Raw genomic sequence first — 14487 nt, 5'->3', positions numbered from 1 at the left:
CCGGGAAGCGCTCACGGGCGCTCCCCGGCGGTGTCGCCGCCGCCGGCCCGGACGGCGGCCGATCTACGATGCGCTGGTGGAACTTCGCCAGCTGCGGTACTTCGTGTTCGTCGCCGAGGAGATGAACTTCGGCCGGGCCGCCGAGCGGCTGCACATCGCCGGGCCGTCGCTGTCGCAGCAGATCAAGGCGCTCGAGCGCGACCTCGGCGTGCGGTTGTTCGACCGCGACCGGCGCTCGGTCGCGCTCACCACGGCCGGCGAGACGCTGCTGCCGGGAGCACGGGCGGTCCTGCGCGCCGCCGACGACCTGCGCGGGCAGGCGGCCGGCCTCACCAGCACCGAGGTCGTGCGGCTCGGGTACGTGAACTGGCTGCCGGCCGCGGTGGCCGAGCGGACCGCCGGCGTCGCGCGCGTGGAGGTCGACCCGTGGGTGCTGCCCTCGCACGCGCAGGCGGGCCGGGTCGCCGACGGCAGCATCGACGTGGCCGTGTGCTGGGTGCAGACGCCGGACCTCGCCGAGCAGGACCTGGTCGCGCGCCTGGCGGGTGCCGACGAGCTGTACGCCGTGGCCACCGGTCCGGACACCGCGCCGGTGGCGGCGAAGGACACCGCGGTGCTGGTGGACTCCGACACGGTGAGCTGGTCGTCGTGGAACCTGTTCGCCGGCCAGTTCGCCCGCGCGACGGGTGCGTCTGTGGTGCGAACGGACGACAACGGCATCACCGGCCCGGCGTTCTTCGAGCACGTCCGCCGGCTGGACCGGCCCGTGGTCAATTCGCCGAAGGGCCAGACGGCCGCGCTGCCCTCGGACCTGGTGCGCCGGCCGATCGTCGACCCGGCTCCCGTGTGGACCTGGTCGCTGGTGACCCGCCGCGACGAGACCAGGGCTTCGGTCCACGCCGTGGTCGACGCGTTGACCGCCGGCCTCGACCTGCCGGTGTTCGCCGCTTCCGACTGGCTGCCGTCCGGCGATCCGCACGCTCCAGTGCGGTAGGAGGTTCCCCCTCGCACGTGCGACGCCGGGCCTCCTGGCACCGGTGCCCGGCCGTGAGTAGACCGGAGATAGACAACCGGTCTACTATTTCTGAGGATGAGCAGATGAGCACTGGACGGAAAGTGGCTGTGGTCACCGGGGCTTCGCAGGGTCTCGGCGCGGGGATCGTGGAGGGGTACCGGAAGCTGGGGTGGACCGTGGTCGCCACGGCCCGGTCGGTGCCGGCCGAATCCGGTGACGCCGACCTGGTCAACGTGGCGGGCGACCTCACCGACCCGGCGACCGCGCAGCGTGTGATCGACACCGCGATCGAGCGGTTCGGCCGCGTCGACACGCTGATCAACAACGCGGGCCTGTTCGACGCGAAGCCGTTCACCGACTTCACCTTCGCCGACTTCGAACGCCTGGTGTCGGTGAACCTCGCGGGCTGGTTCCACCTCACGCACCTCGCGGTGCCGCACATGCTGGCCCAGGGCGGCGGGCACGTCGTGCAGATCACCACCAGTTTCGTGGACCACCCCGTTTCGGCGGTGCCGGCGTCGGTCGCGATGCTGACCAAGGGCGGTCTGCAGGCGGTGACCAAGTCGCTGGCCGTGGAGTACGCCTCGCGCGGCATCCGCGTGAACGCCGTGGCGCCGGGCATCCACAAGACCGCGCTCAACCCGCCGGAGACCTACGCCGAGCGCGCCGGGCTGCACCCGGTGAACCGCATGGGCGAGGTCAGCGACATCGTCGACGGCGTGCTGTACCTGGAGAACGCGCCGTTCGTCACGGGCGAGATCCTGAACGTCAACGGTGGTCAGAGCGCGGGGCACTGAGGTCTTCGCGGCACCGGGCGGGGCCGCGCTCGCGGTCCCGCCCCTCGAAGGGAGCACGGACATGGACTTCACCGAGACCGTCACCACGGTCCTCGACGGCTGGCAGCGCGGCATCGACGACCACCGCCCCGCCGACGTCGCGGCCTTCTTCACCGAAGACGCGCTCTTCCAGGGCGCGCACCCCGGCTACTCGCTCGGCCGCCAGGGCGTGGCGGACTACTACGCGGGCCAGCCCGTGGGGCTGACCGTCCGCTACGCGATCCGCGAACTGCGCCCCCTGGCCGACGGCGTCCTCTCCGCCTACGTCGACCCCGTGTTCACCCGCCCCGACGGGGTCGTGCTGCGGTTCCACCTCACGCTGATCCTGCGTCGGCAGGACACCGGCCGCTGGCTGATCAGCCACTACCACGTGTCGCGCATCGAAGAGAACCACTAGGCCCGCGGGCAAAAAGCGCGGCCGGAACCGGGAGATCCGGGTTCCGGCCGCGCTGTTCGCTGTGCCGGACTGTCCGATGAGGACAGTCCACTCTCGTCAGTCGGGCATCGCGGCCGCGGCCTCGGCGACGCCGGCGCCGACCAGCGCCAGGCAGTTCGTCCACATCGCGTCGAGGTGGCTGGTGTCGTTGTAGAGCTTCGCGAGCAGCACCTGCCCCTCCAACTGGGCGACCACCGCCCGCGCGGCCTCGGCCGGGTCGGCCACGAGCGCGTCGCCGCGCGCCACCGCGTCCTCGACCACGGCCTGCACCATCCGCGCCTGCGTCGCGAAAACCTCCTGCAACGCCAGGCGGATCGGCTCGGTCCGGTTGCTCAGCTCGAGGCTCAGGTTGCCGAACAGACAGCCCGACACCGTGCCGCACGTGGCCTGGCTCTGCCGCTGCGCCGCTGCCGTGCCCTCGAACAGCTTGCGCAGCTTCGCCAACGGCGCCCCGGGCCCCTCCAGCGCCTCGGCCCACCCCTTCCGCTGCCCGGCCCACTCCTCGGCGATCACGGCGAGCGCGAGCGCTTCCTTGGACTCGAAGAAGTAGTAGAAGCTGCCCTTCGGCACCCCCGCCGCCTTGCAGATCTCGGCCACGCCGAGCGCGGAGTACCCCCGCACCTCGACGAGCTCGTGGGCGGCCGCGAGGATCCGCTCCTTGGCGTCACTCGTCCTGCCCATGGTCACCAGTGTACGACCGGTCGGCTGGTGCCCGGCCCGCGTGATCACCGCCGTGGTGGCACGGTGATCACGCGGACCGCGGGGTTCAGCAGAACCAGCCGGCCTGGACCCAGCCGCGCTGGTTGACGTGGCCCATCGCGTAGCCCTCGGCCCAGGCGCCGCTGGGGGAGTAGCGGGAGAGCTCGAAGTGGTCGCCGCGGTAGAGGGTGCCGATGATGACGCCGGCGGGTTGGGTGCGGACGTAGAGGTCGGTGGCGCAGATCTCGTACACCGTGCCGGCCGAGGCGGCGGGGGCGAGGCCGACCACGGCGGCCGCGGTGAGGGCGACGGCCGTGAGGGCGCGGGTGGGACGGGGGAAGGTCACGGGGGTTCCTGCTTTCGCCGGTGGAGTGGGGAAGCTGGTGCGGCGGGTGGAGGGGTCAGTCGAGGCTGAAGCAGCTGCGCAGGAGGAAGCCCCACTTGCTCTTGCCGTGCCAGAAGACGTCGGCGGAGTAGTGGTCGGCGGTGATGTAGCGGACCCCGATGTAGTTGCCCTGCACCAAGGTGTCGATCGGGTCCGCGTGGCCCTGGCCCGGCGTGTAGTTGCCGAACAGGGTGGCGGTCTGGCAGGTGATGTGGGCCGCGCGGGTGGGCACCCACGGGTCGGAGATGGTGCCGCTGCCGCTTTGTGCGCTCTGCGGGCTCGCTTGCGCCGGGCCGGCGCTGAACCCGGCCACGCCGAACACGAGGGCGAGCGCCGCGGCGGCCTTGACCAGTGAGCCCTGACGGAGGACCCGCATCGTTCGTTCCTTTCCGGCCGGGACGACCACCGGCCGGAAAAGAAGTACCAAGCCGCGGCGGTCCGAAGGGAGACGCGCGGTGGACCGCACGTGGACAGTCGTCGTCGGCCGCAGCCGCGGTGCGGAGTCCGGGGGAACGGGTTGGTCGCTTCGGCGCAGGACCCGGGCTAGAGATCGAGGACCAGCGCGCCCTCGGCGGCCCTGGACACGCACAACGTCATCGAGGTCGCGCGCTCCTGCTCGTCGAGCACGGTGTCGCGGTGCTCGACCGATCCGGTGCGGACCCGCGTCGTGCAGGTGCCGCAGGTGCCTTGCTCGCACGAGGACGCCACCTCCACTCCGGCCCGCCGGATCGCCGCGAGCACGGATTCCCCTGCGCCCACGGTGATCCGGCGGCCGGAGCGGGCGAGCTCGACGACGAACGCGCGATCGGGCCCGGAAGCGGCCGCCGCGGTGAAGCGTTCGACCCGGAGGTCGGCGCCGTCCCAGCCGCGGGTGCGGCCGTGGTCGGTGAGGGCGGTGAGCAGACCGGCCGGGCCGCAGCAGTACACGAGCGTGCGTTCGTCCGGCTCGGGCAGCACGGAGGTGACGTCGAGCCGGCCGAGCTCGTCCTCCGGCACGAGCCGCACGCGGTCGCCGTAGCGGTCGGCGAGCTCGCCGGCGAACGCCATGGTCGCCCGGCTGCGGCCGCCGTAGACCAGCTGCCACCGGGCCTGCTCGCGGTGCGCCGCGTCGATCATCGGCAGCAGCGGGGTGATGCCGATGCCGCCGCCGACGAACAGGTACTCCTCGGCGGGTTCGAACACGAACCGGTTGCGCGGGCCGACGGCTCGCAGCCGGGCGCCGGCGGCCAGGTGCTCGTGCACCCACCGGGATCCGCCGCGGCCGCCGTCCTCCCGCAGCACGGCGATCCGCCAGGTGCCGCGCTCACGCGGGTCTCCGCAGAGCGAGTACTGCCGCCGGCTGCCGTCGCCGAGGTGCAGGTCGACGTGCGCACCGGGCGACCAGCGCGGAAGCGGCTCGCCGCGGGCGTCCCGCAGGCGCAGCTCGACCACGCCCTGGGCGACCGTCCGCCGGTGCGCGACGACCAGGTCGAGCTCGAGGTCCTCGCCGGCGCGGGCGGTCATGCCTCCTCCTCGAAGGGGCCGCCCGCGACATAGGGCGGGTCGTAGACCACGAAAAAGGTGAGGTCGTCGTCGCCGGTGTTGGTGAAGCCGTGGGTCAGGCCCGTGGGGATCTTCACGACGGTGCCGGGTTCGAGCGGCCACGTGCGTTTGCCGATGGTGACCTCGCCCTGGCCGGAGATGAAGTAGAAGGCGTGGTTGTAGTGGTCGACGTGCGGCTTGGACCGCCCGCCCGGGCCGATCCGGCCGAGCTGGGCGCTGAACCCATCGGTGTAATCGGAGCCGATCACGCTCGGGGTGAAGCCGAAGCCGATCCCGGGCGAGGTGGGGCTTTCGAAGGTCTTCCAGGTGATGTCCGCGGGCGCGAGCACGTACTTCATCGGCGAGCGTCTCCTTCGGGGCCGTCGGTGTGCGCGAGGGGCCCGCCGAGCTGGTGGTAGCGCGAGCCGTGGTGGATCAGCGGGGTGAGGCCGGGTTCGGCGGCCGTGCCCGAGTCGAGGGTGTGGCCGACGAAGATGCTGTGGTCGCCGCCGTCGTACTCGGCCCACTTGCGGCACACGAACCAGGCGAGCGCGCCCGCGACGAGCGGGCAGCCGTCGGACCAGGTCATCTCGATCTCGGCCGAGCTCGCCCACGGGCGGCGGGCGTAGAAGTCGGCGACCGCGCTCTGCCCTTCGGCGAGGATGCTGATGCCGAAGCGGTCGCCGGTGTCGCTGAGCAGTGTGTGCATGCGGCTGGGCCGCTCGTGCAGCAGGGACAGCTTGTTCACGCTGACCGAGCACAAGGGCGGGGCGAGGGAGACCGAGGAGAACGACGAGGCGGTCATCCCGTGCACGCCGGTGCGGTCGGCGATCGTCACGACCGCGACGCCGCTGGCGAAGGTGCGCAGCACGGAACGGAAGCGCAGGGTCGCGTCGTCACCGCCATGATCGGACTGAGTCTGGTCGGACAGCTTGTGGTCGGACAGCTTGTGGTCGGACAGCTTTTGGTCGGACAGGGTGTGGTGGTCGGTCGTCATCGTCAGCCGGCTCCGTCCAGTCGAGTTCGTCCGTACGCGGGTTCCGCGCCGAAGTGGGCGCTCACGGCGCGCCCGACCGCGAGGAGCGAGGGGACCGCGGACGCGGCCCGCTCGGCCGAGAAGCGGTTCATCGGGCCGCCGACGCCGATGGCCGCGGCCACCGACACCTCGCCGCGCCGGATCGGCACGGCGAGGGTCCGGATGCCCGCCGTCGTGTCCTCGACGAGCGCGTAGCCCAGTTCGCGCACCGTCGCGAGTGGACGGTGCAGCTCCGGGGGTGGTTCGGCGCCGGGATCGTCCGGCCACGCGAGCAGACAGCGGCCGAGGGAAGACTCGCCCAGCGGCACGCGTTCACCGATCCGCACCCGCGGCTGCACGAGGTGGCGCGCCGGGATCCACTCCACGTGCAACACGGCGTCGCCGTCGCGCACGCCGAGCACGATCGTCTCCTCCACCTCGGCGGCGAGCTCCTGCATGAACGGTTTGGCGAGCTCGCGCAAGCCGAGCCGGGCCAGCGGCGCCTGCGCCCACCGGAACAGCTGCCAGGTCACGCGGTAAGTGCGATCCGAGTCCTGTTCGACGAGTCCCGCCGTGACCAACGCGCGCGTCAACCGCTGGACCGTGGCGGGTGGCAGCCCGCAATCCCGCGCCAATTGCTGGATTCCGCTGGGACCGTGTTCCGCCAGTCGTTCGAGAATGACGAAGGTGCGTTGTACCGATTGGACTTCGCTCACTGATCTACCCCCTTTTCCGAATGCGCCGCACGGAGAACGGAAATAGCGCCGACCGAGGACGGCCGGAGCACTGATGGGGCCGCTGATGGGGCCGGCAGCGGGGGAGCCCAAGGGGCTCGGCCGGACCGAGCATCGTTGCCTCCTGATGGCCGCTGTACCACGATGCGGTACAATTCTGATCACTCGTGTCGTGATGTGGTTCAACCGTGCCGTGATTCGGGATGGTAGCCGCGCCGTAAGCCCGGTAGCAAGAGGTCACGGGAAGTTGTTGCGCCTCCTTGACGACCGTCGAAAAAAAGCGGACCGGGCGACGAAACTGCTTGTTGCGGGTGGGTACCGGTGTTAATGTCTGCGCACCATGCCGCGGTGCCGGTGGCGGCAGAGCCCCGGGTCGATCTTCGGTTTTCTCCCCTCGGTGATCCGGAATCACCCGGTCGCGCTTCTCCCCGCGCCCTCGTTCGGCCCGTGCGAAACCATTCCTGGAGGTGCTATGAGCAGCGCCGAAAACCTTGCGGAAACCGGCCCGGAAACCGCGTTCGCAGTGCGGTGGTCGTCCCTTGTCCTGCTGTTCCTCGCGATCTTGACCGACGGGTTCGACACCGCCGCGTTCAGCTTCGTCGTTCCGGTGCTCGGGCGGGAGTGGGGGCGCACGCCCGCCGAGTTCACCCCCGCGCTCGTGGCGACGAACGTCGGCGTGGTGGTCGGTTATCTGGTCTGCAGCAAGCTGACCGCGAGGTGGGGCCGGCGGGCCGTGGTCTGGTCGGCGGTCGCCTTCTTCTCGGTCTCGGTGCTCACCACGGCCCTGGCCGGCAGTGTGGCGGTGCTGACGGTCATCCGGTTCGTGACCGGTGTCGGGCTCGGCGCGGTCCTGCCGGCCGCCGTCTCGCTCGGTGCGACCTGCGTCCCGGTGCTGCGCCGCGGCAGTGCGGCGATCGGCGTGACCCTCGGCATCTCCGCCGGCGGCACCGTGAGCGGACTGGTCGGCGGCGCGATGATCGCGCACCTGGGCTGGCAGAGCGTGTTCTGGTTGCCCGGTGTGCTGTCGATGGGCCTGGCCGTGCTGCTGTGGTGGAAGCTCGTGCGCCCCGAAGCCCAGGTCTCTCAGGCTCAAGCCCCGGCCGCGTCGGCCGAAACCGAAGCCGCGCAACCGGTTCGCGACTACTCCGGCGTGCGCAGCCTGCTGTCCCGCGGCCTCGCCGGCCGCACGGCGCTGCTGTGGGGATTTTCGTTCCTGGCCCTCGGGTGCGGCTACATCATCCAGTCGTGGCTGCCGACTTTGCTGGTGCAGGCCGGCTATCGAGCCGGTCAGGTCTCGTTCGGCACGGCGGCCTTCAGCTTCGGGGCGCTCGTCGCGGGTGTCCTTCTGGTCATCGTGACCGCGCGGTGGGGAATCCCGCGGGTGATCGCGATCCTCTGTGGACTCGGCGTCGTGTGCCTCGGTGTCTTCGCCAGTACCTCACCTTCGTTCTCGGGTGCGCTCGTGCTCTCGGTCCTCATCGGGATCGGCACCGGGGCGGCGACCAAGGGCCAGTCGGCGATCGCCGTGCTGACCTACCCCGAAAACTGCCACACGGCGGGCGTCGCCTGGTCCGCCGCGCTCGGGCGGGTCGGGTCGATCGCGGGGCCCGGTCTCGTCGGCCTGCTGCTGTCCCTGCACGTGTCCGTCTCCGGGATCCTGTCCGTGACCACGTTCCTGCTCGCGGGAGCAGGGGTTCTGGTGGTTCCCTTCATCCGGCTCACGCGGCGGTCCCCGCGGCACCAGGCGATCCAGGCCGCTCCGGCCGAGAGGGAGCAAACGCCCGCGGAATGACGCCATCGGCGTGTTGCGCCCACCCTCCGAACCGGTATATTGGTAAGTCCATTAGTCAGTGGGCTTGAGCCAGTGCGGAGGAGTGGGCGATGCCGAAGGTCGTGTACGTCGACGACGCCGGCGGGGAGCGGGCCGTCGACGCCTCCGTGGGGGAGAGCGTGATGAGCGCGGCCGTGCGCGCGGGCGTGCCGGGGATCATCGGCGAGTGCGGCGGCTGCCTTTCGTGCGGCACCTGCCACGTCTGGGTCCGCGAGGAGTACCGCGATCAGCTCGGCGAACTCGGCGAGATGGAGGACGACCTGCTCGACCTCGCGGTGGGCGACCGGCGGGCCGGCAGCCGTCTCTCGTGCCAGATCGAGGTGACGGCGGAGCTCGACGGGCTGGTGGTCGACGTTCCCGGCGAACAGGTCGTGTGACCTCGGGGCGGGCAACTGGCCATTGCCGGTGGTTCAATGGTCTGATATTCATTCCTATAGCGTCTTCGTGATCGCCGGTGTGAAAGGACTTCAGCGTGCTCCGAACAGAGATCAACGAACTGCTGACGCAGACCGGGCCGGGCACCAAGATGGGCAGCCTTTTCCGGCGCTTCTGGCAGCCTGTGCTCCTGGCCGAAGAGCTGCCCGCCGACGATTGCCCGCCCGTGCGCGTGAAGATCCTTTCCGAGCGCCTGATCGCCTTCCGTGACTCCGAAGGCCGCTACGGCCTGATGGACGAGTTCTGCGCCCACCGCGGAGTGTCGCTGTGGTTCGGGCGTAACGAGCAGGGCGGGCTGCGCTGCCCGTACCACGGCTGGAAGTACGACTACACCGGTCAGGCCATCGAGGTCCCCAGCGAGCCCGAGACCAGCAACTTCTGCGCCAACGTGAAGCTCAAGTCCTACCCGATGATCAAGCGCGGCGACGTGCTGTGGGCCTACTTCGGCGATCCCGAGACGCAGCCGCCGCTCCCGGAGTGGGAGTTCGTGACGGTGCCCGACGGTCAGGCGTTCACCTCGAAGCGCTACCAGGAGTGCAACTGGCTTCAGGCGCTGGAGGGCGGCATCGACTCCAGCCACGTGACCTTCCTGCACTCGGGCAGCCTCGACAGCGACCCGCTGTTCAAGGGTTCGAAGGGCAACGCCTACAACCGCGCCGACCTGAAGCCGTTCTTCGAGGTCGTCGACTACGAGGGCGGCCTGCTCATCGGGGCGCGCCGCAGCGCCGAGGAGGGGCACTACTACTGGCGTGTGACGCCGTGGGTACTGCCGAACTTCACCATGGTGCCGCCGCGCGCGGACCACCCGCTCCACGGGCACTTCTGGGTGCCGATCGACGACGAGAACTGCTGGGCCTGGAGCTTCGACTACCACCCGACCCGCCAGCTCGAGAGCGACGAGGTCTCCGCGATGCGCGCGGGCCTGGGCGTGCACAGCGCGAACGACGAGAACTACCGGCCGCTCGCGAACAAGGACAACGACTACCTCATGGATCGCGACGCGCAGCGGCGCGGCGAGACCTACTCCGGCATCAAGGGCATCGCGCTGCAGGACTCGTCGCTGCAGGAGTCGATGGGCCCGATCGTCGACCGGACCAAGGAACGTCTCGTGGCCACCGACGCGGGCATCATCAAGGCCCGTCAGAAGCTGCGCAAGGCCGCGCTGGCGCTGGCCGACGAGGGTGCCGAGCCGATGGGCAACCGGCCCCAGGACCAGAAGGTGCGCTCGGTCGCGATCGTGCTGCCCGCCGACCAGTCCTTTGTGGACGGGATCGGCGAGGCGATGGTCGCCAAGCCGGGCGTCCGGCAGACGACGGTCTGAGACGGCGGGAAACGACGTGGCGCAACGAGGTTTGGCCAGCAGCTGTGCCCGGGCGGCGACCGCCGAGGAAACCGCGTTCCGGATCGACTACCCCTTGGCCGCCGCCCGCAACACGCGGGTGGTGGCGCTCGACGCCGAGGCCGAGCGCATCGTCCGGCTCGCCTCGGCCGAGCAGTGGGCGCAGGCGCGCTTCTACTCGGTTTCCGGGTCCGGCCACGAGCTCGTGACCATGGCCGGCGATTCGGTGGCGCTCACCGACGAGCTGCGCGACAGCAACACCGTCGTGCTCGTGTCGACCACCGGCGAGAACGCGGAGGCGGCCGCCACCATCGGCGCCGCGTGCACGGTGCGCGGCATCATGACCGCGGGCCTGGTCGTGACCCCGGACCGGATCGCGAACGAGGCGCTGTTCTCGCTGCGCCCCCACGCGCGGATCCTGCTGGTGCCGGCCGAGGAAGACGATCTGCTCGAACTGCTGAGGGCGACGCGCGCATGAGCCGGAGCACCGAAACCAAGGTCACCATCCCGGCGCTGCAGGCGATGAAGGCGCGCGGCGAGAAGAGCGTGTGTATCGTCGCCTGGGACTACCAGCTGGCCCGCATCGCCGACCGGGTCGGCGTGGACATCGTGTCGGTCGGCGACACGGTCGGCGTCAACCTGTGGGGGCAGCCGCACCCGTTGGAGATCACCTTCGACGAGGTGCTCGTGGTCGCGAAAGCCGTGCGGCGCGGCGTTCAGCGCGCGCTGCTCAGCTGCGACTTTCCGTTCGGCCCGTTGCAGCAGGGTGCGGCCAGCGCGGTCGACGCGGCGATCCGGCTGGTGAAGGAGGCCGGCGTCGACCTGGTGAAGCTCGACGGCGCCGCGGATTTCCCGGAGGCCGTGGAAGCGGTGACCCGGGCGGGCATCCCGGTGTTCGCGCAGTTCGGGATCACGCCGCAGACCGCGCTGAAGTACGGGATCGAGTACTCCGCCGCCAGCGCCGCGCAGGTGCCCGACGAGATGCTCGGCGAGCTGGTCGCCGAGGCGAAGCGGCTCGAGTCGGCCGGCGCGGTCGCGCTCAACTTCACCAACTCCGGTCCGGTCGTCGGGCCGGCGGTGGTCGACGCGGTGGCGATCCCCGTGCTCGGCGGCTTCGGCGGCGGGCCGTGGCTCGACGGGCGGATCCGGCTGGGCACGGCGGCGATCGGCTACAACGCCGCCCACGTCGACCGGGAGGTCGATACGTATGCGAACGTCGCCCGGATCGCCTTCGACGCCCTGACCGAGTGCGCCGCGGACATCCGCGGCGGCCGGCAGATCCGCGGCGGGATCAAAGTGCCCCCGGCCGGAGCGGTCCAGGACCGAGCGCCCCAGAACTGAGCGGGCCGAACCCAGCGGCCCCGAACCGAGGAGCAATCCGCATGCCCGTGGCCGTGCTGGACGGAATCGCCACGCGTTACCGCACCGTCGGCGAAGGCCCGCCGCTGCTGATGTTCAGCCCGGGCGGCTTCGACTCCAGCCTGGACAATTGGACGAGCTTCGGGCGCTACCGCGACCTCGGTTTCGTCGACGCGTTCGCGGGCGAGTACACCTGCGTGGTGTTCGACCGGCGGGAGTCGGGGCAGTCGGGCGGGCGCGTCGAGCGCCTGGCCTGGCCGGCCTACGCGCGCCAGGCACTCGCGCTGCTCGACCACCTCGGGATCGACGCGGCCCACACGATGGGCGGCTGCGTCGGCTGCTCCACGGCGGCGGCGCTGGCCGTCGCGGCACCGGATCGGGTCCGGAGCACGGTCCTGTTCTCCCCGGCCGGCGGCCCCCGCTACCGGATGGCGCAGCACCGCCGGTTCGTCCGGCACCTGGCCTACGTGGCCGAGCACGGGCTGCCGGCGGTCGTCGACCTGGCTCAGTCGACGACCGCCGGTTTCAGCGCCGACCCGCGGGTGGGGCCGTGGGCCGCGCCGCTGCGCACCGACGAGGCCTTCGCGAAGGCGTACGCCGCGCTCGACCCGGCGCGCTACGACCTGCTCGTGACCGGCTCTGTGCGGGGCCTGTTCGACCGCGATACCGTGCCGGGCGTGGAGCCCGAAGAGCTGATGAGCTGCGACGTCCCGGCGTTGATCGTGCCGGGGCAGGATGCTTCCCACGCCCCGTCGGCTGCCCGATACCTCCAGGAATGCCTGCCGGTGCACGAATACTGGGACGTGCCGGTCGCCGAGCAGACCGCGGCCACGGCGCCCGCGCGGGTTCTCGAGTTCCTGCGCGAGCGCGACCGGTGACCTCGCTGGTCCTGCTGCGCCACGGGGAAAGCACAGCCAACGCCGGTGATGTCTTCGCCGGACAGCGTGACGTCCCGCTCACGCCGGCGGGGATCCGGGAGGCCCGCGCCGCCGCGGCCACGCTCGCCGGCTGGCGCCCGGCCGTGGTGCACACCTCGCCGCTGGTTCGCGCGGCGGACACGGCCGTGCTCGTGCGCGACCTGCTCGCGCCGGACGTCGCGGTGACGCACCGAAGCGCCCTCGTCGAGCGCCACTACGGTGTGCTGCAAGGACTTCGGCGGGCCGACGCGCGGGTGCGATTCGGCCCCGAAGCGGTGGCGCGCTGGCGGCGGACGCCGCACGGCCTGCCGCCCGGCGGCGAGAGCCTGGCGACGGTGTACGAGCGGCTGCGCCCGTACTGGCACGAAGGGCTGCTGCCGTTGCTGGAATCGGGCCGGTCCGTGCTCGTGGTCGCCCACGGCAACTCGCTGCGCATGCTGCTGGCCCACGTGAGCGGCCTGGACCTGGCCGAAGCGAGCGCCGTCGAGATCGCGACGGCCGCGCCGCTCCGGCCGGAGGTCAGGCTTCCAGCGCGGTGATCTGGTCCACGCGCCGCGCGTGGACCCCGCCCTTGAACGGCGTCGCCAGCCACAGTGCGAGCAGCCGTTCCGCTTCGTCGTCCGTGATCACCTTCGTGCCCAGCACGAGCACGTTGGCGTCGTTGTTGCCCCGCGAGATCTCCACCATGAACGAGGTGTGCCCGAGCCCCGCACGGACTCCGCGGATCTTGTTGCAGGCGATCACTTCACCCTGCCCGCTGCCGCCGACGATGATCCCGGCGTCGGCGCGGCCGTCGCCGACCCGCCGGCTCACGTCGGCGCACAGCGGGGGGTAGTCGACGATCTCGGTCTCGCTGTGCGAGCCGCGGTCGGTCACCTCGTGCCCGTGCGCGGTGAGCCACGCGGTGAGCCGGGCCTTGAGCCGCACGCCGTTGTGGTCGGCGGCGATCGCGATGCGCATCGCTCAGCCCACCAGGTCCCGGGTCGCGGGCGCGAAGAGTGCTTCCACGGCCACGGGTTTCGTGAGGATGTGTTGTGCCAGCGCCTGGTCGGCCAGCAGCTCCAGCACGGCCCGGTTGGGTTCGATGCCGTAGGGGAGCGGGTCGGCACCGCCGGTCTCGGCCAGCACCCGGCTGTACATCCGGTCGTCGGCCGTCTCGACGACCCCGGCCCGCAGCTGCTCGACGTAGCGCCGTTTGGCCTCGGCGAACGCGTCGAACAGCGCCTTCGCGGCCCCAGGGTGCGCGTCGAGGACCTCGTCCTTCACCACCACGAGGTGGTTGATCGGGTAGAGGCCGCGCTCGCGCAGCGCGGTGAACCCCGCTTCGACCGGTTCGGCGAGCAGGGGGACGACGTCCGGCGAGTCGGTCTTCACGTTCACGACGGCGTCGAGTTCGCCGGCCAGCAGCAGCTCCACGAGGTCCTTCCCGGGCTCGGCCGGCACGACGTTGCGCGGCGGCCGGTAGGACTCCACGTGCTCGTCACCGCTGAGGACCCACGTGACCGAGTCGAGGTCGAGCCCGTGCTCCAGCGCCAGGATCGCGCGCGCCCACACGCCGGTGGTGACCGTGTAGCCGCGGTTCACGCCGACGCGTGTGCCCGCGAGGTCACCGGGTTCGGTGATCCCCGAGCCCTTCCGCACGAGGATCGCGCCGTGGTGGAACCCGCGCACCAGGAAAACCGGCAGCGCGGTGAACCGCACGCCGTGCTCGCGCGCGGTGAGGTAGGTGGTCAGCGCCATCTCGCAGACGTCGTAGGCGAGCTCCCGGACCATCCGCCGGAACCCGTCCACGAGCACCGGCACTTCCTTGAAGGCCAACGGAAAACCGGCGGGGATGACCTCGCCTTCCTTCAGCGCGCGGTTGTCGCCCTGGGTCCGGGTCACGGTGAGCAGGTGATCGGCCATTCGGTCCTCGCCTCGTCTTCGGGAAGTACTCGCGATGGTATATTGGGCTGTCCATTCTGC

19 protein-coding genes are annotated in these 14487 nt (G+C 71.2%); 10 read left to right on the top strand and 9 right to left on the bottom strand.

All coding sequences use genetic code 11. From position 1 onward, the window contains the following. Positions 1–76 precede the first annotated feature (76 nt). The 3 genes from VSH64_RS16510 to VSH64_RS16500 all read left to right on the top strand — a co-directional run bounded on the left by VSH64_RS16510 (position 77) and on the right by VSH64_RS16500 (position 2248). Positions 77–994 (top strand): LysR family transcriptional regulator, encoded by a 918-nt coding sequence (locus VSH64_RS16510; protein WP_326836488.1) that lies wholly within the window; start codon positions 77–79, stop codon positions 992–994. Positions 995–1098: 104 nt separating this feature from the next. Beyond that, on the top strand, positions 1099–1812 hold the full coding sequence (locus tag VSH64_RS16505; protein ID WP_326836487.1) for an SDR family NAD(P)-dependent oxidoreductase: 714 nt from the start codon (positions 1099–1101) through the stop codon (positions 1810–1812). Between the two features lie 61 nt (positions 1813–1873). After that, complete coding sequence (locus tag VSH64_RS16500) at positions 1874–2248, top strand: YybH family protein (RefSeq protein WP_326836486.1); 375 nt, start codon at positions 1874–1876, stop codon at positions 2246–2248. 96 nt (positions 2249–2344) lie between these two features. Here VSH64_RS16500 and VSH64_RS16495 read toward each other — a convergent pair whose 3' ends face one another. The 7 genes from VSH64_RS16495 to VSH64_RS16465 all read right to left on the bottom strand — a co-directional run bounded on the left by VSH64_RS16495 (position 2345) and on the right by VSH64_RS16465 (position 6623). Then, complete coding sequence (locus VSH64_RS16495; RefSeq protein WP_326836485.1) at positions 2345–2968, bottom strand: TetR/AcrR family transcriptional regulator; 624 nt, start codon at positions 2966–2968, stop codon at positions 2345–2347. Between the two features lie 85 nt (positions 2969–3053). Then, positions 3054–3332, bottom strand: coding sequence for a hypothetical protein (locus VSH64_RS16490; RefSeq protein ID WP_326836484.1), 279 nt, complete (start codon positions 3330–3332; stop codon positions 3054–3056). A 55-nt stretch (positions 3333–3387) separates the two neighbouring features. Further along, positions 3388–3747 (bottom strand): hypothetical protein, encoded by a 360-nt coding sequence (locus tag VSH64_RS16485; protein WP_326836483.1) that lies wholly within the window; start codon positions 3745–3747, stop codon positions 3388–3390. A 167-nt stretch (positions 3748–3914) separates the two neighbouring features. Beyond that, positions 3915–4874 (bottom strand): PDR/VanB family oxidoreductase, encoded by a 960-nt coding sequence (locus VSH64_RS16480; protein ID WP_326836482.1) that lies wholly within the window; start codon positions 4872–4874, stop codon positions 3915–3917. Then, a complete protein-coding gene (locus tag VSH64_RS16475) occupies positions 4871–5251 on the bottom strand; it encodes a cupin domain-containing protein (RefSeq protein ID WP_326836481.1) in 381 nt (126 codons plus the stop codon). The genes VSH64_RS16480 and VSH64_RS16475 overlap by 4 nt, the downstream gene beginning before the upstream one ends. Continuing rightward, positions 5248–5889 (bottom strand): flavin reductase family protein, encoded by a 642-nt coding sequence (locus VSH64_RS16470; RefSeq protein ID WP_326836480.1) that lies wholly within the window; start codon positions 5887–5889, stop codon positions 5248–5250. The genes VSH64_RS16475 and VSH64_RS16470 overlap by 4 nt, the downstream gene beginning before the upstream one ends. Positions 5890–5891: 2 nt before the next feature. Next, the gene (locus VSH64_RS16465; protein ID WP_326836479.1) at positions 5892–6623 is read right to left on the bottom strand and encodes an IclR family transcriptional regulator; all 732 of its coding nucleotides are present in this window, start codon (positions 6621–6623) and stop codon (positions 5892–5894) included. Between the two features lie 490 nt (positions 6624–7113). Here VSH64_RS16465 and VSH64_RS16460 point away from each other — a divergent pair, with 490 nt between their 5' ends. From VSH64_RS16460 to VSH64_RS16430, 7 genes are all read left to right on the top strand, one after another. Continuing rightward, entirely contained in the window at positions 7114–8433 is a 1320-nt protein-coding gene (locus tag VSH64_RS16460; RefSeq protein ID WP_326836478.1) for an MFS transporter, read from the top strand. Between the two features lie 89 nt (positions 8434–8522). Next, on the top strand, positions 8523–8849 hold the full coding sequence (locus VSH64_RS16455; protein ID WP_326836477.1) for a 2Fe-2S iron-sulfur cluster-binding protein: 327 nt from the start codon (positions 8523–8525) through the stop codon (positions 8847–8849). Positions 8850–8944: 95 nt separating this feature from the next. Then, entirely contained in the window at positions 8945–10228 is a 1284-nt protein-coding gene (locus VSH64_RS16450) for an aromatic ring-hydroxylating dioxygenase subunit alpha (RefSeq protein ID WP_326836476.1), read from the top strand. A 31-nt stretch (positions 10229–10259) separates the two neighbouring features. Then, a complete protein-coding gene (locus VSH64_RS16445; protein WP_326836475.1) occupies positions 10260–10724 on the top strand; it encodes a hypothetical protein in 465 nt (154 codons plus the stop codon). Then, positions 10721–11587 carry a 3-methyl-2-oxobutanoate hydroxymethyltransferase gene (locus VSH64_RS16440; protein WP_326836474.1) on the top strand — a complete coding sequence of 289 codons (867 nt, stop codon included), beginning with the start codon at positions 10721–10723 and terminating at the stop codon, positions 11585–11587. The genes VSH64_RS16445 and VSH64_RS16440 overlap by 4 nt, the downstream gene beginning before the upstream one ends. 41 nt (positions 11588–11628) lie before the next feature. Continuing rightward, positions 11629–12483: an alpha/beta fold hydrolase gene (locus tag VSH64_RS16435; protein ID WP_326836473.1), complete on the top strand. Its 855-nt coding sequence runs from the start codon at positions 11629–11631 to the stop codon at positions 12481–12483. Next, complete coding sequence (locus VSH64_RS16430) at positions 12480–13061, top strand: histidine phosphatase family protein (RefSeq protein WP_326836472.1); 582 nt, start codon at positions 12480–12482, stop codon at positions 13059–13061. Before VSH64_RS16435 ends, VSH64_RS16430 begins: the two co-directional genes overlap by 4 nt. Here the strand turns inward: VSH64_RS16430 and VSH64_RS16425 are convergent. Continuing rightward, positions 13042–13482 carry an RpiB/LacA/LacB family sugar-phosphate isomerase gene (locus VSH64_RS16425; protein WP_326836471.1) on the bottom strand — a complete coding sequence of 147 codons (441 nt, stop codon included), beginning with the start codon at positions 13480–13482 and terminating at the stop codon, positions 13042–13044. The two genes, VSH64_RS16430 and VSH64_RS16425, sit on opposite strands and share 20 nt — an antisense overlap. A gap of 3 nt (positions 13483–13485) precedes the next feature. Continuing rightward, the gene (locus VSH64_RS16420; protein ID WP_326836470.1) at positions 13486–14427 is read right to left on the bottom strand and encodes an ABC transporter substrate-binding protein; all 942 of its coding nucleotides are present in this window, start codon (positions 14425–14427) and stop codon (positions 13486–13488) included. Positions 14428–14487: the final 60 nt, after the last annotated feature.

The sequence above is a fragment of the Amycolatopsis rhabdoformis genome (assembly GCF_035918295.1).
GTDB classification, from domain to species: Bacteria; Actinomycetota; Actinomycetes; order Mycobacteriales; family Pseudonocardiaceae; genus Amycolatopsis; species Amycolatopsis rhabdoformis.
This window is presented reverse-complemented; position numbering and strand designations above follow the sequence as displayed.